The sequence below is a fragment of the Marinomonas sp. 63XJN7_9_ISO-PGPR-S23-217 genome (assembly GCF_056173515.1).
This window is the reverse complement of sequence record NZ_CM149678.1, coordinates 3,433,956-3,457,513: the sequence shown is the minus strand read 5'-3', so window position 1 is coordinate 3,457,513 and position 23,558 is coordinate 3,433,956. Positions and strand designations below refer to the sequence as shown.

The 23,558-nt window shown below is 45.2% G+C and carries 24 protein-coding genes; 10 read left to right on the top strand and 14 right to left on the bottom strand.

What is annotated here, in order from left to right:
• Position 1: 1 nt before the first annotated feature.
• Positions 2 to 1,462: an NADH-quinone oxidoreductase subunit NuoN gene (gene nuoN / locus AC0VYI_RS16195; protein WP_475444137.1), complete on the top strand. Its 1,461-nt coding sequence runs from the start codon at positions 2 to 4 to the stop codon at positions 1,460 to 1,462.
• A 125-nt stretch (positions 1,463 to 1,587) separates the two neighbouring features.
• Here nuoN and purD read toward each other — a convergent pair whose 3' ends face one another.
• The 9 genes from purD to dsbD form a co-directional block, all read right to left on the bottom strand.
• Positions 1,588 to 2,874 (bottom strand): phosphoribosylamine--glycine ligase, encoded by a 1,287-nt coding sequence (purD, locus tag AC0VYI_RS16190; protein WP_475444135.1) that lies wholly within the window; start codon positions 2,872 to 2,874, stop codon positions 1,588 to 1,590.
• Between the two features lie 150 nt (positions 2,875 to 3,024).
• Positions 3,025 to 4,602: a bifunctional phosphoribosylaminoimidazolecarboxamide formyltransferase/IMP cyclohydrolase gene (gene purH, locus AC0VYI_RS16185; protein ID WP_475449830.1), complete on the bottom strand. Its 1,578-nt coding sequence runs from the start codon at positions 4,600 to 4,602 to the stop codon at positions 3,025 to 3,027.
• A gap of 91 nt (positions 4,603 to 4,693) precedes the next feature.
• The gene (fis, locus tag AC0VYI_RS16180) at positions 4,694 to 4,972 is read right to left on the bottom strand and encodes a DNA-binding transcriptional regulator Fis (protein WP_067015664.1); all 279 of its coding nucleotides are present in this window, start codon (positions 4,970 to 4,972) and stop codon (positions 4,694 to 4,696) included.
• Between the two features lie 92 nt (positions 4,973 to 5,064).
• On the bottom strand, positions 5,065 to 6,054 hold the full coding sequence (gene dusB / locus AC0VYI_RS16175; RefSeq protein WP_199475407.1) for a tRNA dihydrouridine synthase DusB: 990 nt from the start codon (positions 6,052 to 6,054) through the stop codon (positions 5,065 to 5,067).
• Positions 6,055 to 6,210: 156 nt separating this feature from the next.
• Positions 6,211 to 7,524 (bottom strand): DUF3426 domain-containing protein, encoded by a 1,314-nt coding sequence (locus AC0VYI_RS16170; RefSeq protein ID WP_475444133.1) that lies wholly within the window; start codon positions 7,522 to 7,524, stop codon positions 6,211 to 6,213.
• 98 nt (positions 7,525 to 7,622) lie between these two features.
• Positions 7,623 to 8,516: a 50S ribosomal protein L11 methyltransferase gene (gene prmA, locus AC0VYI_RS16165; RefSeq protein ID WP_475444131.1), complete on the bottom strand. Its 894-nt coding sequence runs from the start codon at positions 8,514 to 8,516 to the stop codon at positions 7,623 to 7,625.
• A 152-nt stretch (positions 8,517 to 8,668) separates the two neighbouring features.
• On the bottom strand, positions 8,669 to 10,009 hold the full coding sequence (accC, locus tag AC0VYI_RS16160) for an acetyl-CoA carboxylase biotin carboxylase subunit (protein ID WP_199475410.1): 1,341 nt from the start codon (positions 10,007 to 10,009) through the stop codon (positions 8,669 to 8,671).
• 21 nt (positions 10,010 to 10,030) lie between these two features.
• Positions 10,031 to 10,477 (bottom strand): acetyl-CoA carboxylase biotin carboxyl carrier protein, encoded by a 447-nt coding sequence (accB, locus tag AC0VYI_RS16155; RefSeq protein ID WP_475444129.1) that lies wholly within the window; start codon positions 10,475 to 10,477, stop codon positions 10,031 to 10,033.
• Positions 10,478 to 10,773: 296 nt separating this feature from the next.
• Positions 10,774 to 12,585 carry a protein-disulfide reductase DsbD gene (gene dsbD / locus AC0VYI_RS16150; RefSeq protein ID WP_475444127.1) on the bottom strand — a complete coding sequence of 604 codons (1,812 nt, stop codon included), beginning with the start codon at positions 12,583 to 12,585 and terminating at the stop codon, positions 10,774 to 10,776.
• A gap of 105 nt (positions 12,586 to 12,690) precedes the next feature.
• Here dsbD and AC0VYI_RS16145 point away from each other — a divergent pair, with 105 nt between their 5' ends.
• The 3 genes from AC0VYI_RS16145 to AC0VYI_RS16135 are packed head-to-tail and all read left to right on the top strand — an operon-like array spanning position 12,691 to position 15,112.
• Entirely contained in the window at positions 12,691 to 13,533 is an 843-nt protein-coding gene (locus AC0VYI_RS16145) for a tetratricopeptide repeat protein (protein ID WP_475444125.1), read from the top strand.
• 9 nt (positions 13,534 to 13,542) lie between these two features.
• Positions 13,543 to 14,592 (top strand): DUF2333 family protein, encoded by a 1,050-nt coding sequence (locus tag AC0VYI_RS16140; RefSeq protein WP_475444123.1) that lies wholly within the window; start codon positions 13,543 to 13,545, stop codon positions 14,590 to 14,592.
• 31 nt (positions 14,593 to 14,623) lie between these two features.
• Positions 14,624 to 15,112 carry an N-acetyltransferase family protein gene (locus AC0VYI_RS16135; RefSeq protein ID WP_475444121.1) on the top strand — a complete coding sequence of 163 codons (489 nt, stop codon included), beginning with the start codon at positions 14,624 to 14,626 and terminating at the stop codon, positions 15,110 to 15,112.
• 9 nt (positions 15,113 to 15,121) lie between these two features.
• On the opposite strand, the gene AC0VYI_RS16130 is transcribed toward AC0VYI_RS16135, so the two are convergent.
• Positions 15,122 to 16,477 (bottom strand): anti-phage deoxyguanosine triphosphatase, encoded by a 1,356-nt coding sequence (locus AC0VYI_RS16130; RefSeq protein ID WP_475444120.1) that lies wholly within the window; start codon positions 16,475 to 16,477, stop codon positions 15,122 to 15,124.
• A gap of 102 nt (positions 16,478 to 16,579) precedes the next feature.
• Here AC0VYI_RS16130 and AC0VYI_RS16125 point away from each other — a divergent pair, with 102 nt between their 5' ends.
• The gene (locus tag AC0VYI_RS16125; RefSeq protein ID WP_199475416.1) at positions 16,580 to 16,882 is read left to right on the top strand and encodes a LysR family transcriptional regulator; all 303 of its coding nucleotides are present in this window, start codon (positions 16,580 to 16,582) and stop codon (positions 16,880 to 16,882) included.
• 64 nt (positions 16,883 to 16,946) lie between these two features.
• Here the strand turns inward: AC0VYI_RS16125 and AC0VYI_RS16120 are convergent, their stop codons facing one another.
• The 3 genes from AC0VYI_RS16120 to pabB form a co-directional block, all read right to left on the bottom strand.
• A complete protein-coding gene (locus tag AC0VYI_RS16120) occupies positions 16,947 to 17,681 on the bottom strand; it encodes a phosphoadenylyl-sulfate reductase (RefSeq protein ID WP_475444117.1) in 735 nt (244 codons plus the stop codon).
• Between the two features lie 112 nt (positions 17,682 to 17,793).
• Complete coding sequence (locus AC0VYI_RS16115; protein ID WP_199475418.1) at positions 17,794 to 18,453, bottom strand: NUDIX hydrolase; 660 nt, start codon at positions 18,451 to 18,453, stop codon at positions 17,794 to 17,796.
• 8 nt (positions 18,454 to 18,461) lie between these two features.
• Complete coding sequence (gene pabB / locus AC0VYI_RS16110) at positions 18,462 to 19,880, bottom strand: aminodeoxychorismate synthase component I (protein ID WP_199475419.1); 1,419 nt, start codon at positions 19,878 to 19,880, stop codon at positions 18,462 to 18,464.
• Positions 19,881 to 19,951: 71 nt separating this feature from the next.
• Here pabB and AC0VYI_RS16105 point away from each other — a divergent pair, with 71 nt between their 5' ends.
• From AC0VYI_RS16105 to AC0VYI_RS16085, 5 genes are all read left to right on the top strand, one after another.
• Entirely contained in the window at positions 19,952 to 20,818 is an 867-nt protein-coding gene (locus tag AC0VYI_RS16105; protein ID WP_475444115.1) for an alpha/beta fold hydrolase, read from the top strand.
• Positions 20,819 to 20,886: 68 nt separating this feature from the next.
• Complete coding sequence (locus tag AC0VYI_RS16100; RefSeq protein WP_475444113.1) at positions 20,887 to 21,393, top strand: GspH/FimT family pseudopilin; 507 nt, start codon at positions 20,887 to 20,889, stop codon at positions 21,391 to 21,393.
• A complete protein-coding gene (locus tag AC0VYI_RS16095) occupies positions 21,384 to 21,845 on the top strand; it encodes a hypothetical protein (protein WP_475444111.1) in 462 nt (153 codons plus the stop codon). Before AC0VYI_RS16100 ends, AC0VYI_RS16095 begins: the two co-directional genes overlap by 10 nt.
• Positions 21,838 to 22,758, top strand: a complete 921-nt coding sequence (locus AC0VYI_RS16090) for a hypothetical protein (protein WP_475444109.1) — start codon at positions 21,838 to 21,840, stop codon at positions 22,756 to 22,758. The genes AC0VYI_RS16095 and AC0VYI_RS16090 overlap by 8 nt, the downstream gene beginning before the upstream one ends.
• 43 nt (positions 22,759 to 22,801) lie before the next feature.
• A complete protein-coding gene (locus AC0VYI_RS16085; protein WP_475444107.1) occupies positions 22,802 to 23,278 on the top strand; it encodes a hypothetical protein in 477 nt (158 codons plus the stop codon).
• Positions 23,279 to 23,291: 13 nt separating this feature from the next.
• On the opposite strand, the gene AC0VYI_RS16080 is transcribed toward AC0VYI_RS16085, so the two are convergent.
• The gene (locus AC0VYI_RS16080; protein ID WP_475444105.1) at positions 23,292 to 23,555 is read right to left on the bottom strand and encodes a PP0621 family protein; all 264 of its coding nucleotides are present in this window, start codon (positions 23,553 to 23,555) and stop codon (positions 23,292 to 23,294) included.
• Positions 23,556 to 23,558: the final 3 nt, after the last annotated feature.

Below are 23,558 nucleotides of genomic sequence, written 5' to 3'. Positions count from 1 at the left end.
CATGAGCATTAGTATTCAACAGCTGGCCGCTTTCTCGCCACTTTTGATCGTTGATCTATCGGTCATTGTGGTGATGCTTGCCATTGCTTGGCGACGTTGTCATAAAATGACGGCTGGTCTTAGTATAATTGGGCTTATTGCCGCGATATTGTCACTGTTTTTTGTTTCCGGTGAGATTCCGGCTCATCTAACGTCACTGCTACAAGTGGATGGCTTTACCCTGTTTTATTCAGGTTTAGTGCTAATAGCGGGACTCGCTACTTGTATCTTTGGCTATTCATGGTTGAAAGAACATCAAGATAATAAAGACGAATTTTATTTATTGGTATTAATTTCAACTGGTGGCGCTATTTTGCTGGCTTGTGCAAATCATATAGCCACACTGTTCTTAGGTATTGAGTTGGTCTCTTTGCCTTTGTTTGGTTTGGTTGGTTATGTTTTCCAGCAGAAGCCTTCGTTAGAAGCGTCGATAAAGTATATGTTGCTATCGGCTGGGGCCTCGGCGTTTATGCTGTTTGGTATGGCGCTTTTGTATGCCGATACGGGGTCTTTGTCTTTTGCTGGTATTGCAAGTGGCTTAAGCCAAGGTATGGCTCAACAGCCTTTGCTGTTGGTGGGGATCGGTATGTTGCTAGTAGGGATTTGCTTTAAGCTGTCCTTGGCGCCATTCCATTTATGGACACCTGATGTGTATCAAGGTGCGCCAGCTCCTGTTGCAACCTTCTTAGCAACCAGTAGTAAGATTGCGATTTTTGCTGTGTTGGTACGCATCTTTATTGAAGCGCCTTTGATTGATTTGCCATCAGTGAAATTAGTTCTGAGTGTGATAGCAATTGCTTCGATTCTGTTTGGTAACTTTATGGCAGTTTCGCAAACGAATATTAAGCGTCTATTGGGGTATTCTTCCATTGCACACTTAGGCTATTTACTTATTGTGCTGGTGGCTATTAAAGACCGTCAATTGGCGATTGAAACAACGGGTGTGTATCTGGTTGGCTATCTATTCGCGAGCTTGGGTAGCTTTGGGGCAGTGAGTTTACTATCCAGCCCTAACAGAGGTCAGGATGTTGAGGAGATCTCCGACTACCGAGGCCTCTTTAAGCGTCGCCCACTTATTGCCGTGGTTATGAGCCTTATGATGTTATCTTTGGCTGGTATTCCCATGACGCTTGGTTTCATCGGTAAGTTCTATGTTCTTGCTGTCGCGATGCAAGGTTCACTTTGGTGGTTAAGTGCCGCTGTGGTGGTGGGGAGTGCCATTGGTCTTTACTATTACTTGAGAGTGGCCATCAGTGTTTTCTTACCCTCTCTTAATAGTCATGTTGCAGACGTGGTTGAAACAAGCGGTTTTTCGACAAAAGCAGGTGCTTTGGTGCTGCTTGTCTCTGCCGCTGTTGTGGTTATCTTAGGGGTATACCCTCAACCATTGATTGACTGTGTTCTATTCGCTAAACCTTGGTAAGGTTGTTTGTAGTGGGTAACGTACGTTTGTTGTTGCCCACTACTTCAATAGAAATGGAACCAATAAAAATGGAACCAATAAAAAAGGCTCGTCGGATGACGAGCCTTTTTTTACGAATGCGAATGTTATTTCTGTTCGCGAGCAATGGCACGATGACCAATGTCTGTGCGGAAGTAGACATTATCCCAAGACAATGTGTTAACCACTTCATAAGCTCCGGCTTGAGCGTCTGCAACGGTATCGCCTAGAGAGACGGCGCATAGTACACGGCCGCCGTTGGTAACGGTTTTGCCATTTTGTATTGCTGTACCTGCTTGAAACACTTTCTGATGCGCAGGAAGAGAGGTGTCGAGACCGGAGATTACATCGCCTTTTGCGTAATCAGCCGGGTAGCCTCCAGCCGCTAATACCACGCCCAAACTGGCACGAGGATCCCAATCGGCTTCAACGGTGTCCAGTTTGCCATTAATGGCCGCTAAACACATTTTCGCTAAATCTGAGCGTAAGCGCATCATGATTGGCTGTGTTTCAGGGTCGCCAAAACGGCAGTTATATTCTAGCGTTTTAGGAGTGCCATCAGGGGCAATCATCACTCCCGCATATAAGAAACCACGGTAACGATTGCCTTCAGCATTCATACCTTTTACGGTTGGCATAATGACTTCATTCATAATGCGATCATGGATTTCAGGCGTCACCACTGGGGCAGGAGAATAAGCACCCATGCCACCTGTATTAGGGCCTTTATCGCCGTTGTCACGGGCTTTATGATCCTGACTGCTGGCCATAGGAAGGACGCTTTCGCCATCCACCATACAGATAAAGCTGGCTTCTTCACCTACTAAGAATTCTTCGATAACAACTCGGCTGCCTGCATCACCAAAGGAGTTACCTTGTAACATGTCTTCCACTGCAGCAATGGCTTCGGCTTCGGTTTGTGCCAAAATTACCCCTTTACCAGCGGCTAGGCCATCCGCTTTGACAACGATTGGTGCACCCTGTTCTTTAATGTACGCGACAGCAGGCTCAATTTCTGTGAAGTTGCCATAGGCTGCGGTTGGTATATTGTGACGAGCCAAAAAGTCTTTAGTAAAGGCTTTAGAACCTTCTAGTTGTGCTGCCGCCGCCGTTGGTCCGAAAATAGCCAGACCTTCTTTTTCGAAGGCGTCAACCACTCCAATAACTAGGGGGGCTTCCGGGCCAACAATGGTCAGATCGATGCTTTCTTCTTTCGCAAAAGCAACCAATTCTGCAATGTCTGTCACACCAATATTAACATTTTCGACTTTGTCTTCTGCTGCAGTGCCAGCATTGCCAGGCGCAACAAACACTGTGGTGACATCGTCTGATTGGGCAGTTTTCCATGCTAGAGCATGTTCGCGACCGCCGTTACCAATAATAAGAACCTTCATTACTTTATCCTTTATATTGTCAGTCAGAGGCAAATATCAGCCTCTGACCGTCGTTCAATTGCGTTTTTAAGGTAGCTCTTTAGAGATGCCATTTTAAATAACATCTCTTTAATGGCGCCTCTTTAGTGACGTCTCTTTAATGGCGTCTCTTTAGTGACGGAAGTGACGCATACCAGTAAAGACCATTGCCATGCCAGCTTCGTCTGCCGCAGCGATGACTTCAGCATCACGCATTGAACCGCCTGGCTGAATGACAGCGGTAATGCCTGCCTGAGCCGCTGCATCAATACCATCACGGAATGGGAAGAAGGCATCGGAGGCCATTACGGAGCCGGCCACTTCTAAGTTTTCATCCGCTGCTTTAATGCCAGCAATTTTGGCACTGTAAACTCGACTCATTTGTCCTGCGCCGACGCCGATGGTTTGTTCTGCTTTGGCATAGACAATAGCATTGGATTTAACGAATTTTGCAACTTTCCATGCAAACAATAAATCGTTTAATTCTGCTTCGCTAGGTTGACGCTTAGAAACAATTTTAAGGTCATCAAGTGTGATGGTGCCATCGTCGCGGTCTTGAACTAACAAACCGCCGTTAACGCGTTTGTAGTCGAGCGCGGCGGGTTTGTCATTCGACCATTGGCCACATTCAAGCAAGCGTACGTTTTGTTTAGTCGCCACGACCTCTGCTGCTTCTTTGCTTACGCTTGGAGCAATGATCACTTCGACGAATTGACGATCAACAATAGCTTGGGCTGTTTGCGCATCCAGCTCTTGGTTGAAAGCGATGATACCACCAAATGCTGAGGTTGGGTCTGTCTGGAAAGCCAGTTCATAGGCAGCTAATTGGTTGTTAGCCGTTGCTACGCCACAAGGGTTGGCGTGTTTAACAATCACACAAGCGGGCTTGTCAAAGCTCTTAACACACTCAAGGGCTGCATCCGTGTCGGCGATATTGTTGTAAGATAAGGCTTTACCTTGAAGTTGCTTCGCGGTGCTAATAGAAGCTTCTTTTGGGTTTGCTTCGACATAAAATGCGGCTTTTTGATGTGGGTTTTCGCCATAGCGCATTTCTTCTTGCTTATTGAATTGTAAGTTGAAGGTGCGTGCGAAATCCTCACTGCCACCGCTGACTTTTTTACCAAGGAAATTAGCAATTGCTCCATCGTAGTGGGCAGTATGCTCAAATGCTTTGACTGCAAGGTCAAAACGTTGCTCGTAAGTCAGGCCACCCGCTTCTTTCAATGAGGTTAGAATCTCTTCGTAGTGAGTTGGAGAAACGACAATGGCAACGTCTTTATGATTTTTGGCTGCTGAACGAACCATAGTAGGGCCACCGATGTCGATGTTTTCGATTGCCATTGGTAAATCACAATCAGGACGCTCAATGGTGGCTTCAAAGGGGTAAAGATTCACAACAACCATATCGATTTCGTCGATGCCATGTTCTTTCATGATGGCGCTGTCCATGTCGCGACGACCAAGAATGCCACCATGAACTTTTGGGTGTAGCGTCTTGACTCGGCCATCCATCATTTCAGGGAAGCCTGTGTAATCGGATACTTCAGTCGCTTTGACATCGTTATCAAGTAGTAGGCGGTAAGTACCACCTGTTGATAAGATTTCAACGCCTTGGGCGGTTAGTTCACGAGCGAAATCGACAATGCCTGTTTTGTCGGAAACACTGATTAACGCGCGCTTGATTGGAGTAACTTTGTTGTGATTTGCCATCATGGTTCTCGCAATTGGTTTTTACTAATTAAACAAGTGAGGGGGGCGATATAAACAAAAAAAGGGCGAAAATCGCCCTTTTAAAGTATCACTATAACATACCGTACTGCTTCAGTTTCTTGCGCAACGTGCCTCGGTTTAACCCTAGGATTGTTGACGCTTTAGTCTGATTGTCTTTTGTGTAGCTCATGACAGACTCGAGCAGAGGTGCCTCAACCTCGGCTAAGACTAACTGATATAAGTCAGTCACTGGCTGCCCATCAAGATGAGCGAAGTAGTTTTGCAGGGCTTTTTCAACATTATCACGCAGTGTTTGTGATTGTTCCGAAGAAGCGGCTTGAAACGTTTGAGTATGAGTTTGTTCTACCACAGAATGACCTTCTAGTTTAAAGCTAACCATTTATTAATGTATTGTTATGATAGATCAACAAGCCTGTGGCCGCTGACCATCGTAGCGCTACATCAAGTACAAGGTTCGTTTGTCATATGACAAACAAAGAATTCGTTCAATTGATCGAGCTGTTCGCGCGTATTATTTATACGGTTAAATTGGCTGCGAAATTGTGTTTTGTCCGCTAACGTTTGTAAATACCAACCGACGTGTTTGCGAGCAATACGCACACCAAGGTAATCACCATAGAACTGGTGCAAGGCTTTCACATGGTTGGTAACAAGTTGTTGCACATCATCAAGAGAAGGAGGTGCTAACAGCTCGTTGGTTTGTAAATAGTGATTTATTTCGTTGAAAATCCATGGTCTTCCTTGAGCTGCACGACCAATCATGATGCCATCTGCTTGAGTGTAATCCTTCACAAATTTAGCAGATTTTGCATCGGTAATATCGCCATTGGCAAATACTGGGATAGACAGATGTTGCTTGATTTCTGCTATCGTATCGTATTCGGCATGGCCCTGAAACTTGCATTCTCGGGTACGTCCATGAATGGCTAGGGCTTGGATGCCAATATCTTGTGCCATTTTTGCCACGGCTAGACCATTCTTCTGATCTTTGCTCCAGCCTGTTCTAATTTTTAATGTGACAGGAACGTGAACACTATTTACAACCGATTCTAGTATCTCTCGAACAAGTGATTCGTCTTTGAGTAATGCTGAGCCAGCGGCTTTATTGCATACCTTTTTGGCGGGGCAGCCCATATTGATATCAATGATCTGCGCGCCTAACTCAACATTTTGTTGAGCCGCTTGAGCCATCATTTCTGGATCCCCACCCGCTATCTGAATAGATCTCGGGGAGACTTCATCATCATGAATAAGACGATGACGACTCTTATTTGAGTTCCATAAACGAACATCGGAAGTGACCATTTCAGACACTACCAATCCAGCACCCTGTTGGCGGCATAGACGGCGGAATGGCAAATCTGTTACGCCTGCCATCGGAGCAAGAATAACGGGTTTGTCAACGCGATATGGGCCAATAGCAAATGCCATATTGTTCCTGAATACTAAATCGAATGTTAAAGATCGGCGACACTGTCGAGCGGGCGTGAATAATACCTAGTCGATAGAGATTTTTGAAGTCTTGACAGAGAAAAAATTGACTAAATTTTGTGCTTATTTTGCATCTGCAGCAAAATAAGCACAAAACTAATAGGAGCGAGTGTCCGATGGGAAAATTCTTAGTTGATGAGTCACCGCCCGATCACCAGGATCTTGTATTGGAATGACGATATGAATAGGCGTATTAGGTGGCATGTAAGTGATGTCTAGAAAATCTTTATCCAGATAATTATGGGGGGCAAAGAGTCGAGCTGCGACTGGTGCACCATTGAGATCAAAAAACTCTAAGGCAAGTTTGGGCATAGGTTGGGCGTATCGACTGTTGTTGGTCATGATCGCATTAACAAGCAAGGCATCAGGTTGGTTGGGGTGGCTTTGTATACGAACGTGCTCAATACTGATGGCTTTGATGTTTTCAAACGGTGGGAGTGTGCAGCCTGAATAGGCACAAAGGGTACGATAAAAGCCTCGAAAGGTCTCAGAACGGCTACCTTGTTCAAAAAAAGTGGAGGTCATTTGTGCTATTAATAACGCCAAGCCAAGGAAACAGCCCAATGTCCAAATCCAGGTTTTGGTTGCTTTTTTCTTATCTGTCTGCTCGATATAGTAATCGCCCATTAGTGGGTCTGTAGCATCGTAAGTGCTGATGTTATTGAGAGCGTAAGAGGGTGTTGCTTCTCCAGTAGATGCGCTTTCAGCGACATTTTGCGCCAATGAATGCAGGGCTTGCATATAATCAGGTTCTGGCTGATTCGGCTGTGCATTAATTCGACTGTCTATTTTGTCTATGAGGTCACTTTGCTGTAGGTTTTTTAGCGTGCCTTCCTTTTTAGGAGGGAGTGTATTCGTGCCAGAAGGCTTGGTGCGAATAGCTTGCTCGACTTCTGCCAATTCTCGCTCCCAAGGGGCGAGGTCTTTTTCCGCTTGTTCCGATCCTGTCGCTTGAATATCAGAGGTGCTTTGCTGTGTCGGTGCTTCTTTTTTCGTTGGACTGGTTGAAATCGAATTGATCGATCTTCGAGTTTCTTGTGGCGATTCGTGCGAAAAGCGAAAATCTTCGGATAAGCCGGGGGCCAGATCATCTTCTGTAAACAAGGTCTGCAGCCATTCAGGATTAACCGGTTCTTCGTCCGCTGACGTAAAGAGCATTGTGCTGGTTTTAGGCTGTTCAGGGGCGTTTTGAGGTGCAGGTTGCGGTGTTTCTGTGGTTGTCTCAGAAGGTCTGTTTTCTTGAGGTGTTGGGGTTGTGGTTTTTTTTGCTGAGTTAATATGTTGCTTGGCATCGAAAATATGGAAGCACTGACCACAACGTACTTTGCCCTTAGCCATGCTCAATACGTCATTGTTCACACGAAATGCAGTGGAACACTTTGGACAACGAGTGATGAAGCTTTCGGTCATTAGGGTGCAGCCTTCCAGTAATCGATTTCTAGAGTAGATGTCAATATTCGCTTAAAAAGTCAAATTTTACAATGTGATAGACATTGTGCTCCGAATTTTTATTCGGAATTTTTTGTGCCCACAATGCGAACCCATTCATCCTGCTCGACAATAGACTCAATGGTAAACCAGTCTTGATAAGCCAAAATAACTTCTTCGGCTTGATTCGCCAAAATGCCAGATAGTGCAAGTTGTCCGCCAGTTTTGACTAAAGCCGAAATAGTGTTTGCTAATTGAGCTAATGGTCCAGCAAGAATGTTGGCGACGACAATATCGGCTTGTAAGTCTGATTCATATGGCGGCAATTTTACCTCGATTCGGTTTGGGTCGATATGATTACGCTCAGCATTTGCTTGTGTCGCTTGCACTGCTTGAGGGTCAATGTCGATGCCAACCATTTTATTCGCGCCAAGTAATAAACCAGCAATGCCAAGAATGCCAGAGCCGCACCCGTAATCGATAATGGTTTTGTCTTGGCAATCAATTGAATCTAGCCATTGTAAGCATAGTGCGGTGGTTGGATGGGTGCCAGTGCCAAAGGCTAAGCCGGGATCTAGCATCAATGTCACAGCGTTCTCATCCGGTACATCCCGCCAGCTTGGGCAAACCCAAAGACGTTTGCCAAATTGGATAGGGTGATAGCTGTCCATCCATTCTCGTTCCCAATCTTTGTCTTCGACGATCTCTATTTTTATATCGATGTCGGTTTCGCCAAGGGCTTCCGCTTTGTGCTCAATTGCAGGGCGAATGTGTTCAATGTCTGCATCGGCTTCAAAAAGGCCAGTGACTTTGGTGTGTTTCCAAAGGGGGGTGGTATTGAGGTCTGGTTCGTATACTGGGTCGTCATGAACATCTTCGAATGTGACAACCATGGCGCCACAATCAAGAAGGGTATCTTCAAAGCTAGGAACATGATCAGGGGTAGTGTGTAGACGTATTTGCAGCCAAGGCATAAAAAAGCAATCCAAATAAAACAAATCAGTGAATAGAATAACGAAGCACGAAGGGGGACGCGAGAAGAAAATGACGGCCCTTAATGATTTTAATCACCAAGGGCCGATCAAGAGAGACAAACTGAGACAAGAGGACTTGTTCGTCTCTTGCCTTATAGCCCGAGTTTTTTCTCTAGGTAATGAATATTAACGCCACCAGCAATAAAATTAAGGTCTTCCGTTAATTCTTTTTGCATGGATATATTGCTCTTAATACCATCAATGAAGGTTTCATCAAGAGCACCGGAAAGACGCTTAAGTGCTTCTTTACGAGTGGGGGCATGGCAGATGATTTTCGCGATCATGGAATCGTAAGTCGGTGGCACAGAATAGCCACTGTACAAGTGCGAGTCGACGCGAACACCCATGCCACCAGGTGCATGGAAGTAATTGACTTTACCGGGGCTTGGCATAAAGGTTTTTGGGTCTTCTGCGTTGATTCGAGCCTCGACAGCATGGCCATTAAGCTTGATGTCTTCTTGTTTCATCGACAAAGGCATACCACTTGCTATGCGCAGTTGCTCTTTTACGATGTCGACCCCCGTCACCATTTCTGTAACAGGGTGTTCTACTTGGACACGAGTGTTCATTTCGATGAAGTAGAAGTTGCCGTCTTCGTACAAAAACTCAAAGGTACCTGCACCGCGATAATTGATCTTAATACAAGCATCAACACAAGCTTGTAAACATGCTTGACGAGAGGTTTCGTCGAGCATGGGAGCTGGAGCTTCTTCAATGACTTTTTGGTGGCGACGTTGCAAAGAGCAGTCACGGTCAAATAAATGCACCGCATTACCTTGCCCGTCTGCGAGCACTTGAACTTCAACGTGGCGAGGGTTAGTTAGGAATTTTTCCATATAAACCGTGCTATCACCGAAGTAAGAGCCTGCCTCAGACTGTGTGACACCAACAGACTTAAGTAGGCTGCCTTCATTATGAACAACGCGCATACCCCGACCACCGCCACCAGCAGCGGCTTTAATAATAACCGGAAAGCCTATTTCGCGAGCAATGCGAAGACATTCTTCTGGATCATGAGGAACGGGGCCGTTCGATCCAGGGACCGTGGGGACACCTGCTTCTTTCATCGCTTTAATCGCAGATACTTTATCGCCCATTAGACGAATGGTTTCTGCTCTTGGGCCGATGAAAGCAAATCCAGAACGTTCTACCTGTTCTGCGAAGTCTGCATTCTCAGCAAGGAAGCCGTATCCGGGGTGAATGCCTGAGGTGTCTGTTAATTCCGCAGCACTAATAATCGCAGGCACATTCAAGTAACTGTCTGTGGAAGGGTTGGGTCCGATACAGATAGACTCGTCTGCTAAGCGAACATGAAGTAAGTCGCGGTCGATTTTAGAGTGAACCGCAACGGTTTTGATGCCGAGTTCTTTACACGCACGTAAAATACGTAACGCGATTTCGCCTCGGTTTGCAATCAATACCTTATCTAGCATGATGAAACCTATTGCTGTGGATTAAACGATGGTAACAAGTGGTTGATCAAATTCAACGGGCTCGCCGTCTTCAACAAGAATGGCGCCAATGGTACCGGATTTGTCCGCTTCGATCTGGTTCATCATTTTCATCGCTTCTACGATACAGATGGTATCACCTACATTGACTTGTTGACCTACTTCAATGAAAGGTTTTGCGCCTGGTGCGGAAGATTTGTAGTAAGTACCAACCATTGGAGAATTGACTGTGTGGCCTGAAATGGTGGCCGCCGCTTCTGGTGCAGCAGAAGAGGCCGCTGGAGCTGGTGCGTGTTGAATAGGGGCACTGGCCATCATTTGTGGAGCCATTTGAACTGGAGCACCGCCACGACTGATACGAACTGCTTCTTCGCCTTCTTTGATTTCGATCTCATAGACATTTGATTCTTCTAAAAGCTCGATTAGTTTTTTAATTTTGCGAATATCCATTGTTACTCTCTTCTGTCGGTGTTTATTGTTTAGCGCTTTTGCTAAAGCGCTAATCATTAAGAATCTGGCATGCTCTGAATATAAAGAGCCCTCGTAAAAATAGGAGCAAAACCTTGTTCGATCCGTATTATAACGCAAGGCTCAAGCGTGAAGGGCAGAGCTATGTGACGGGAAATTATCGTTAAAAAACGCGATATTGTCCAGTTATGCAGTAAAAAAACCCATAAAATAGAGGTTAGTGTTATTTTTGATCAATTGTAAACCTTTATTTTAAGGGATTATTTCTTTTTTTCTTTTCAATTTGTTACAAACTTAAGTCGTGTTAATACATCCTGTTTACTGGACTCACCAATCAATGAAAGGGACTTTTGTTCTTGTCCTTGAGCGTTTATGAAAAGTAAGGCTGGCGGACCAAAAAGATGAAAGTGCTTCATAAACGCTTTGTTGCCTTCGGTGTTGTCGGTGACATCCACCCGAACCAACTGAACTTGGTTGAGTAACGGCTGTATTTCTTTCGCTTGGAAGATCTGATGCTCCATTATTTGACAACTAATGCACCAGTCAGCATAGACATCCAGTACGATAGGCCGCTTGTCGCCATTGTTAATCACAGATTGTAAGTCTGATAGGTTGTGGATAGTGGTTTTAAAGGGGACGGTTTGAGTCCGATTGTTCGTCACACTTTTTATTGGGGTTAACGGAGAGTTAGCGCCTGTTGTACCACCATAAAGCTCTATGGCCCCTATTAGGGTAAAGATAAGAGCAAAGAACCAACGAACGGGGTGTGAGTTGTTGATGTGTATTTGATGCCAAAAGTAACTGGCGATCCCTAGCGCTAACGCGCCCCATAAAAACAATTCAGAATTGCCTGGCAGCCAACGGACAAGCAGCCAAATGGCAATGGATAACAAGCCGAATCCCATGATGATTTTTATGTCATTCAGCCAAGGCCCGTTTTTAGGCAGTATTTGGGCGCCAAATAAGCCGACTAATAAAAGAGGAACCCCCATACCAAGCCCCATTACAAACAGCATGAGTGCGCCGTACCAGATATCGCCTTGGCTTGAAATATACAGTAACACCCCCGCAACAGGGGCAGATAAACAAGGGGAAACAATTAATGTGGCAAGAATGCCAGCCAAAAACGTATTGAGCGTTGAGCTAACACTGACGTGTTGATTATTACTCGTTTGTTGCAGGCGTGTTTGCCAAGCGGCAGGTAGACGTAACTCAAAGACACCAAACATAGACAAGGCTAAGAGAATAAATAAGGCGGCACTAATACTCAATAAAATAGGGCTTTGTAATTGTGCCTGTAGATTTAGCCCTACGCCAAAGGATCCTGCTAATGCGCCAATGGCGCCATAGGTAAGGGCCATGGCTAGCACATAGATGGCGCTATAATAAAAGGCCCCTAGTTTGGAGCGGCGAGCCCCCACGACAATGGCACTAACAATCGGCACCATTGGTAAAACACAAGGAGTGAAAGAGAGTAATAAACCAAAAACAAATAGGGCGAACAGTGCGACCCCAAAAGAGCTTTCTGCTATGGTTTGGCTAATCGAATTGGCTTCTGATAATGTCACTTGACTCGCTCCTCCCTTGCTGACAGAGGGCGGCTGAATGGCTTGCGATTGCAGAGCAAGCTGATCTTTTAAGGAGTCTGGAACGGTGAAGTCAACCGGAACCGTTTGTGGTGCGTAGCAAAGCCCTTTGTCTGCACAGCCTTGGTAGTGCAGTGTGGCATGGATTGTCGTGCCTGGGGTCAATGTCGTGTCATAATCAATAGGCAAAGAGAGGGAATGTTTATAAATAATAACGTTGCCAAAATAAGGATCGGTTTTGTGTTCGCCATCTGGAAATTGGGTGATTTTTAGTTTGTCCGCTTGAGGGCCAGAAAGTGAAATTCGGCTCTGGTATAAATAATAACCGTTCGCAATGTTCCAGTGGGCAACTAATTTGCCATCTTGAGGGGCATCGAAAGACAGTTGAAAAGCGTCTTGTGCTTTTAAAAAAGAAGGTTCTAAGTTGCTTTGGGGGGAGTTGAAATTGAAGGCGTAGGCTGTGCCTTGAAGAAAGAGTAAAACAAACAGATAAATTAAGCGCATAATAATCTACATAAAATGAGTTGAACGCGTGACCTTATTCCTTCACGCTGACAGCCTATATAGACTATCAATCCTTGCAAAAGTTGCTAGTTAAAAGGGGTTAAATTGAAAATAAAAGCATTATTTTTATTGTTTTCAGTGGTTTACCTTGTTGGGTGCCAAGAAAATATTAAACAAACAGCACAAGGTGCTTCGGTTCCAGAATCCAGTAAAGCGGTCAATCCAAGTGAAAAAAATCGGCCTATTGAGGCGTCAGCACACCAGAAGACGAAGGTGAGGCTTAATCCTGATAAAACGATGACGGCACGCTTGGTTTGGAAAGGAGAGCAAGCGTTAGCCAAAGAACGTCTGCTCACGCCTGTGGATGATAATGCCAATTTGTATTTTAAAGCAGCGCTCAGTCGTGACCCAGGAAATTACCGAGCAACGATGGGGATTAAGAAGATTGTTGATACCTATGTTGACTGGGCTTGGCGGACAGCGATTAAAGGGGATTATAAACAAGCTACGGCCTATCTCAGTTCTGCATACTCAGTTAATCCTAAAGATCCAGTGATTAACGAGATGAAAGGTCGCATTGAGGGGCTTAAAAAGCGGCGTCAACAAGCGACATATCATCAGGCAGAACCTGTACGACATCAGACCAGTACTCAGCATAAGGAAGCGAATACGACTGACAGGACGGCTAAAAAAGCGCAAGAAGCGAAAGAAGGTCAATACTTTTTACCAAAAAACCTATTTAGTTTGAGCGATGACGAAATACTTGCGAAAATACAACCGATCATTGACAAAGTGGCAAAAGATAAAAGTGAAGTAATCATTTATTGGCCAAATGATAAGCAAGCACGTTTGCTATATCAGATTATTAACAGTCGAATCAGTGAGTTTAGAGTGCGCGCTATGATCTATCATCGCAGCGACTATTTAATAGAATTACAAAAGGATTAAGGTGACGTAATGGCGAGTATGATGCATAAACTGGGCTCGGTGTTTAGAGGAAAAGAGCATTCTTCGTGGTTGTGGAAGACCGTATTAGGACTGATCCTGTTATTGGTGGTCGTGCTCACTGTGGTCGGCATGTATTGGAGTAATGAGCCTGCTCAGTTTGATGTCAATAAAGTGGCCAGAGAAACAGCTACCGAGCATGGTTATGATCCCAACAAGCCTTTGGTGGTTGGCTACACACTCGGTAGTACATTGCATGAGTTGGTGAGTACCCTGCTGAATAAGCCAGGTGGGTATATTTCAAATGATGTGATGCCGCCAGGGGTTTTTATGGACAATATGCCGTCTTGGGAGTTTGGCGTATTGGTTCAGGTTCGAGATTTGTCCCGCGCGATGCGTAAAGAGTTTAGCCGCTCACAGTCTCAATCAACCGAGGATGTAAACCTCAAAATTGCTGAACCTCAGTTTAATTTTGATAACAAAAGCTGGGCATTACCTTCTAGTGAGAGTGAATATCGCCGAGGCAATAAAGAATTGATGGATTACTTAAATCGCCTGTCTGGTACGGCGGGTTCTGGTAATCCGGCGAAGTTTTATGCGCGTGCGGATAACTTGGTGGATTGGTTGTCTGATGTGAATACCCGTCTTGGTAGTTTGGCACAACGTTTATCTGCAAGTGTTGTTGATGAGAACATGACGCCTGCTGGGGTATCAGACGAGGATGCCGCTGATGGAGGCCATCAACGGGCGTATCAGCGCACCCCTTGGATGCAGATAGATAATGTGTTTTATGAGGCTCGTGGTACAACTTGGGCGTTACTTGAGATTTTGCGAGCCGTTGAAGTGGACTTTGCGCCGACTTTAAAAGATAAAAATGCTTTGGTTAGTCTACGACAGATTATTCATGAATTGGACGCGACCCAAGATACAGTATGGTCGCCAATGATTCTCAATGGCAGTGGTTTTGGCCTATTGGCAAACCACTCTTTGGTGATGGCGTCTTATATTTCTCGTGCCAATGCGGCTTTGATCGATCTGCGTCGATTGCTGCAGCAGGGCTAACGCCCTGTCTCTAGCACTTAAGGAGCCCGTGGTGTTTAGCCTGCGCGTTGCGACCATTGATGATGCGCCTGATATTTTGGCTATCTATCAGCAAGGTGATGATTTTGCTTTGTCTGGTGATCGTAATAAAGACATTAATTTAATAGACGTAATGGAGTGGGTCGAAAGTGCCACACCAGAGCGTCCTATGTTTGTCGTGAATGTTGAGGGTAGGGTGATTGGTTGGGGGGCATTAGAGCCCTTTTACGGCTTGCCATCGTTTGATATGGCTGCGGAAGTGAGTGTCTATTTGTTGCCTGAATGGCGAGGAAAAGGTGCAGCAGCGGCGTTTATAGAATACTTGGCTGATCATAAAGATGCGCTACACTTTTCTCATTTGGTGGCGTATATCTACGCAAGAAATATGGTCAGTTTGCGATTCTTCGAAAAGCAGGGTTTTGAGTCTTGGGGAGTACTCCCCAAGATCGCCTCATGCCAAGGGGATCAAGAAGATGTACTCCTATTAGGGAGAGTGTTTTGAAAAGACCGACTACATCGGTTCAAACACGGAGCCAAAGCTTGGCACAAACAGTTTGTTGTACATGCGGCTGGCGTATTCATCGGTCATGGATGCCATATAGTCACAGATAATTCTCATACCATCATGACCTTTTTCATGGGTTGTTTGATGCCATTCTTTTGCGATTTCCTTCGGTAATAATCGACTTGGGTCAGCCGCGAATGCTTCAAACATTTCCAATAACATTTGCTGACCTTTATACACCAACATTTGTACTTCAGGCTTTTGAATAATGTGCTGCATTTCAAACGCTTTCAATAACGCCAGTGCTTGCCGTTGGCCTTCGGGTAAGGTGACTTGGTAGCGTAACAATGGATGCTCGAAGGATGCGTCTTCTTCGACTTGGCAAGAGGTGATAAACCAGCTAACTAAGCTGCCAATGGCCTCTTTTCTGAGATGGCTTTCTCGGCTAAATAATTGATGACGAAGTGTGGTGAGGTTGTTCGTTAGAAATTGGCTTCCTAAATCCGCTAGTTTTGGTTCCAAATGCTCTAGCCACATTTCTTTTGTTACCATGCCAAGTACGATGGCATCTTCTAGATCATGGACGCCGTAAGCGATGTCGTCAGCAAGGTCCATTATACTGGTGTCAAAACTGGCGTGATTGGCTTTGGCATGGGCATGAGGGCTGGGGCGGCGTATCGCTTGAAATCGTGCTTTGTCGCTTTCGCTAAAAGGAGCAATAATCCAATCAAGCAAGTCTTGCTCTTCTTTATAGACACATTTTGGTGGTGCCCATTGCGAGGCTTTAAATTGACGGAACCGTTCCGGTTTTGGGGGATAGTGACCTACAACATCCTGATAGAGCACAGGGTATTTTAATATACCTAGTAAGGATCTTCTGGTGACATCCATGCCATATATCGGCGAGTAAGAGCCGCGTTTGCCCAAAATCCTAAGGGATTGTGCATTGCCCTCAAATCCGCCGTTATCTTGCATCATAAAATTCAGCGCGACTTCGCCACCGTGGCCAAAAGGTGGATGGCCAATGTCATGGCTTAAACAAACGGTTTCTATTAAGGCATCTTCCGCAAGCCAAGCCTGAAAGTCGGCGTTTGCTGGTGCGCTGTATTTTAGTTGATGAACAATACCATTACCGATTTGTGCGACTTCGAGAGAGTGTGTTAAGCGTGTTCGGCTATAGTCATTTTGGCGAATGGCTAAAATTTGCGTTTTGGACTGCAAGCGACGAAAAGCAGCGCTGTGAATGATGCGAGCGCGATCTCGTTGGTAAGGGGTTCGATAATCGTTTTCGCGGGCGGGCTTGGGACCCGATTGCCTTTCTTGCCAAGGTAACGCTGAATACTGCTCTTTCATCTTGCTCATAATTTATTATCCAAGGAGTGATCAGTCTTTCATTAAAACACGACTTAGGTCAATGCTCTGAATGATGGGCTTCGTATAATAACCTTACTATAAGGAATCGTTATGCTTAATACACATCATTTAGAAACATTTAAAACACTGGTTGAGACGGGCAGTTTTACGCAAACTGCGCAGCGTTTAGGATTAACTCAGCCTGCAGTGAGTCAACATATTAAGAAGCTCGAGCAAGGACTTGGGGCGACTTTGTTAGTGCGTCATGGGCGAACGACAGAGTTGACGGCTGCAGGAAAAGTTCTGGTTCAGCATATTAATGAGCTGGAAAACTGCTATGCGCGTTTTATTAGTCAGTGGGACAAGCGTATTGCAAACTCGAAAAAAGAAGCGGATCAGTTGGTTGTTGGCTGATAGGGGCTATAGTAGATGTCGTTTTACCGCATAACTTGGTTAAACGACATCTGTATTGAGTCTGTTATTGCTGCGCGGTTGGAATCAGGTTGCCGATGTGCAATCCGCATTCTTTATGCTCGGATTCTTCCCACCACCAGCGGCCTTCGCGTTCATGCTGGTTCGGTAGGATGGGTCGAGTACATGGTTCGCAGCCAATACTAGTAAATCCTTTAGCATGAAGCTCGTTATAGGGTACGTCAAACATTTTGATGTAGTTCCAGACGTCTTCAGAGGACCAATTGGCCAACGGATTGAATTTATAAAGCGGCTTGTTCTCTTTGCTAAAGGCACTGTCCAGCTCTGCAAAAGCTAGCACGTTGCGAGTGCCTGGGCTTTGGTCTTTGCGTTGACCTGTTACCCATGCATCCAATTGCGCAAGTTTGCGTTTTAATGGCTCGACTTTTCGTATTCCGCAACACTCTTTGTGACCGTCCTCGAAAAAGCTAAATAGCCCTTTCTCTTTGGTGAAGTGTTCTAACGCCTCACGATCTGGAGACATAATGTCAATGTCAATCTGATAATGCTTACGGACTTGCTCAATAAAACGATATGTTTCTGGGTGTAGTCGCCCTGTGTCCAAAGAGAAAACTTGAACATTTTTCTTAGCCTTTACCGCCATATCAATGAGTACGACATCTTCTGCACCACTAAACGAAATGGCGATGTTGTCGAATGCTTTTAACGCATTGTGGAGGATTTTTTGTGCTTGGTCTTCATTATTGCTGGCAATAAAAGACGCTAAATCAAAAGTAGACATAGGATTGTAACCACCGTCAAATGTATGTTGGGTCTACCATATCAAGTTGTGTGTTGTATGCAAAATACGAAAGCACGCTAACCTTATTCTTTGCGTAAGTTTTTTATGTCCGTTAGCAAAGTTGCTTGTTATATTGGGCCAAGGTCTCGTAAAGACCGTACAAAATGCCCGCAGTGACCCCCCATATGCGAATATCTTGGTAATCTATTTCAAAGTAGCCGCGCGAAACATTACCGAGTTTCTTTTTGCGAAAACGATAATTACTGGGGGTGAGGAGGTGGCTAAGTGGTACCCAATGAACGGATTTTACTTCGTCTTCGCACAGGCTCATTTTGCTGAGTCGAGTCATTTCAGCAATAATGGGTTTGATGCAGAACCCCGAAATGGTGCAGTATTCACCCAATTCGCCGATCAAATCAAAACAATCAGGGGCAAGGCCGATTTCTTCGAAAGTTTCTCGCAATGCTGTGTATTGAATGCTGGCATCTGTCGGGTCATGCTTGCCACCGGGGAAAGCTATTTGTCCTGGATGATTGCGCATATGAAGGGCGCGCTTGGTGAGTAATACATACAATTGTTCGTCGTCTGGGTTTTGCCAAATAGGAATCAACACCGCAGCAGAACGGTATTTTAATTTGTAAGCACTTGGCGATAGATCTTTGTCGGGATTGTAAATGGGATGAACATCTTGTGTATGGTCTAAAGCTGCGCGTATCTCATCCATAGAAGGTTGAAGGGGTAAGGCGTCTAAAAACTGCGATATATGGGGCATAATACGGCCTACTTCAAAAAAACGTGTTCAAGAGTATGGGTCAATTTGCCTACCTTGGTAAAGGTTTCTTGGTATTCCTCTTCGCAGATTGAATCTGCGACAAGACCACCACCCGCCCAACAGTGGATGTTTCCCTGATCGGCCACCAGAGTGCGGATGGTAATGCTCGAATCCATTTGACCATTGGTACTGAAATACACGATGGAACCACAGTAGGCGGAACGTTCATCCGGTTCAAGCTCATCAATAATTTGCATAGCTCTTATTTTAGGTGCACCTGTGATAGAACCGCCAGGGAAGCTTTCGTGAAAAACATGAATGGCCTGGTCTCGCGAGCCTATTCTACCCTCAATCGTTGATACCAAATGGTGAACATTAGCGTAACTTTCAAGAGTAAATAGTGACGGTACTTTAATGCTGCCTGTTAAGCAGGTGCGCCCAAGATCATTCCGCAATAAATCAACAATCATAAGGTTTTCGGCACGATCTTTCTTTGATTCTAGTAGAGTATCGGCATTTTGTTTATCCGCTTGAGGGTTTTCACCTCGGGCGATGGTCCCTTTTATCGGTTTAGACTCTATACGTCCCTTATCACACAGTAAAAACCGCTCTGGGGAGTGACTTAGTATTGCCTGGTCTGGTGATAGCGCTAAATAGGCTGAAAAAGGAGTGGGGCACACAGCTCTTAATTGTTGATAAGCGGTGAGTGGATCTCCATGGTAAGTACTCGAAAACCGTTGTGCTAAGTTTACTTGATAACAATCACCTGCTTGAATATAGGCTTTTACTCGATCAAACTTCGCGGCGTAAGAAGTAGCACTCATATTCGATGTGAATCGACTATTCAGCCTAAATTCTGAGGCTGCCCCTTGGTGGTTCTCTGTTGTTTGTTGTGCTCCTTGCAATAGAGAAAGGATTGAGTGGGATTCTTCAAGAGAGCACCAAGGGGTGATGACTAACTGAGTGCTACGGCGAGGGTGGTTTGTCACGACGGCCCATCCATATAATCCCATGCTAAGAGTATCAAGTTGTATGTCGTGATTGACTGAGTCGGGCAGCTGTTCAACATAATGACCACTTTCATAGCCATAATACCCTAGTAATCCGCCAGTAAACGGAAGGTCTGTGGGGGCATTTTTCGCCCAACCTTCCTGTACAATGTGGGTGTATAGCTCGTTGAGAAGAGCCATTGGATTGTCAGTATCACTGAGTTTGTATAACACCTTGTCACGCCAATCGATTAGTGTGTTATGGGACTTGGGGTGAATGCGAGCAAGTGGATTGGCGACGAGTATGTCGAATTGCGTATCTGGAAAATGTTCGTGGTTGCTGTCCAGTATGGCTGGGTAAGGTAAGTGTCTTATTGCTTGGAAGAAGGGCAATAATGAGCTCTGATATGGTAGGTCTATCAGTGTTATTTCTGGCATAATAAGGGCAACCGCTCATGTAAAACAAAATATTGTAGTCTTTAATAGGGGCTCCTACAGGGTTATTACAAGTGTCTGATGTTTTTTTTCTTTCTTTAAAGAATGGTCGTATTGCCTATCGTCTCCATGAAAATCCTGAGGCGGATGCAGATCGAGCCTGTTTAATGTTACATGGTGCTGGAGTTGATGGGGATATTACGTATTCACCTATGTTGCCATTTTTAAAAAAGTGGCGATGGATTCTTATGCCTGATTTAAAAGGTATGGGAGCGTCTTACCACCATGGCGGTAAAGAAGCTCCTGTTACTATTGCTGAGCTTACAGGTGAAGTCGAGGCGCTTTTACTGTCTCTAGATTGGCGGGAATTTGATGTGATGGGGTATTCTTTAGGGGGACTGGTTGCGCTTAATCTTAATCATCATCGAGTGATGGCAGGATTAACACCATTAAAAATGGCTTTGCTTGAGCCGGCGTCTCTTGATCGGGAAGATCTACAGGCGCTTATTGAAGTGCGTAAAAAATATCGGCAAGCCTCTCAGACGATTCGTGAAACGGGTGATGTTGAGCTGGGAGTGGCGAGTTTTATGGACACCGTTTCGCCCAATCGCCGCAAGAACCACGCCGCTGAATCGACAACGCAATCTCGTTTGGCCCATCGTCCATTGGGTTTTGCTTTTGCTTTGGATGCGGTAACAAACCATGTGGAAGTTATTGCCGCTGCCCCTGAGTACAGACAGGCGATGATCGAGGCAGCGAAAGAAGTGTTTTTGCTCTCTGGGGAGCTAAGCAATGCAGCACTCAAAGAGCATTATCAATTGTTGAGTGAGCGCTACGAGGGGTGGCATCATAAGGTGTTCAGTGGTTGTGATCATTCTTTGCCTTTCCAAAAACCACGACAAATTGCCAAACTCATTGATAAATGGTTTTTTCCCGCTTAGCATCTGGCTTGCTGTGAGGAGATTTTTAAACAAGACTGTTACGGAGTTGGAGACAAGGAGGTTTCCACATGAATCAGCCCCGCTTAGGTGGTTTTGCTTTTATTGAAGTGCTATGTGTTCTCGCCATTCTATCCATTTTGTCTTTTTTCGGCGCCACTCATTTTTTTGTCTATCAAAAGGAACATCAAGACAGACAAATCCTGCAAGAAGACATGGATAGTTTGTCTGAAGCACTGCTTGAAGCTCGCCAAATGGCGATTAAATCCGGCGCAATGAGTTTTGTTTGCGGAGGAGAGAATTGTAGCGGGATATGGTCGTCAGGTTTTGAAGTCCGGCAGCAAGAAGGTTATGCCAAAGAATACCGTCGGGTTCAATTCGATCATGATGTAACCGTTCATTGGCAAGGATTCCCATCGAATAAGTCGCGTATTGAGTTTCTCCCTAATGGTCTGTCTAGTTACCAAAATGGTACTTTTGTATTTTGTTTTGGTCGTTGGACGGCTGACATTATTTTGAATCAAAGTGGGCGTTTTTATCGCTCTAAAGTTCGTCGAACAGATAAGTCATGCGTGTAATAGTTGCCATGAGTCGGTTTCGATCTTCCCCTTCTCACTCTTCCTCCTTCAAAAAAGGCTCTCAAGGTCGTTTTGCATCATGTCAAGGCAAATGTACTCGAAGTCGACAAGCAGGTTGGATGATCTTCGAAATCCTGATAAGTCTCGCTTTATTAGGCTTAGTATTGACCTTAGCCCAGCGCCAAATTGTTGTGCAATGGCAAACCATTGAGCACTCAAAGGCCAACCAAATAAAGCGTGAAAATCGTTCCAGAGCCGATTCAATGGTAAGCCTGACTGGTCAGGACACTTGGCGTGAACATGTTGGTTTCTCCTCTTCACATAGACAGACCTATCCACTTTGCCAGCATTGTTCTGGCGAAGGGTTACGGCAGTGGTTTGATGCCGCACAAAGTGCTTCGTTGAATACTTTCGCAGGTGGTAAGGAAGAACAAGGTGGGTGGCATGAATAAGCGATATAGGTTGCGTGGTGGTTTGTTGCTTGAGGTGATGGTCGCCTGTGCTTTGATCGCTATTATTGTGCCTTTGATCGGCCGTGCTATCTGGCAACTCCAAACACATGATGCTCTGGCGAGGATGTTTTCAGAGCAAGAAACTTTTTCCTCTGCATTAGCGTCTCAGTTTAGCGCGCAATGGTCACGCCTTCGTCCTGCGGGCTGTTCTCCGAATGATCATAGTCAATTACGGATCGGTAAGGGTGGGGAGGTGCCTAAGCGTTTGCAGAGTCGAGATGTGGATGATCATTCCGATTGGCTACAAGCGACGGACAGTGGTGCTTGTCGACTTTCTATTCGATCACTGAGTAATCCTTTAACGTTAACCAATGAATGTGGCTTTTCGCCAGGCGAAAGGGCGAATGTGTCGACATGTTTGGGGAATGTCGATGCTCGAGTCTCCCGAGTGTCAGCACAGAGTACAACGTTTCAATTGTCTTCATTAACGGTGATGTCCACAGACTCGAGTAAGGCTGTTTCTTTAGTCGGACAGACAGGAGTGCTGGAAAGTCGAGCTTCTTTTTATTGGTATGTGGGGCGGGGTAAAAACGATCAGCCCGCATTTTGGCGTACGCCGGTTTTTAGTGGGCGTTCGTTGGCACTTTGGTTGGGACTAAAGAGACTCGCGGTGTTTCCTTTATTGGACGACAATCAGGACGGAAAAGTGGATGCGATTGATAAAGACTACGGTACCTATGATATGAGCAAGGTATTAGGGTTGTGGGTGGAATATCTTTATCAACTAAATGATTGTGAGGTGGCAAAGTCCACACAACGTCAACGAACGTACCACTCGATGCGTGGGGAACAATGGCAATATAACGCTCCCTGCGAAGGGGTTGCCAATACTATCGTTGTATTTACCGGCTAAGAGGTTTAGAAGTTGGATAGGGTAAAAAAGCAAAGGATATAGTGTGAAACATCGGTTCATCGGTCATCAAGGAGGCTGGATTTCATTGCCCATTATTGTGTTTTTGGTCGTGGTGGCAGGGTTATCCTTTGCCTACCAGCAACGCTTGCAAACCCACTTGGCGTGGCGCGAAAAGCGGCAAGAGGTCGATCAGAGTCAGCGACTTTGGCAGGCTTTCTCTGAACAAGTTGTGCAGCATGTTGCATTGTCGTCGGCTCAAAAGAGCCAATGTTCAGGATTTTGCGCGTTGTCGAATAATGCCTCTATTTCCCATGATCATTTGTGGCGTTATCAAAGGACACTGCTCCGCTATCAGTTTGATCAGATAACCTTGGGAGCAGATAAACATTTTTATCGACTTTGCGCTCGCAAGCTTAACTCCATACATCAGACGGCGTATTTGATCCACCTTCGATTTCATTGTTGGTGGTGGCAAAACCATCACATCGTCAGTCATGGTTTCGTTACCACAGCACAATGATGTTTTTGAATGATTAGTTTTTTTGCTTATGGAACAGTTGTAAGTGCTCTTTTGTGCAAAAAGCATGAGCCTCTTGGTCGTGAACAGCATGTGAGCGAGGCACATAGGTTCGACATTGTTCACAACGAACCATGGGTTCTTCATCGTTTGTTGTTTGGCCTTTCTTAGGTTGATTCATGTTTGAGGTGGCTTTTGCTCGGTTAAAAGCGATGAATTGGCGATATATCCACCAGCCAATAAGGAAAATTGCAATAAAAACGATCAAACGTACGATCATATA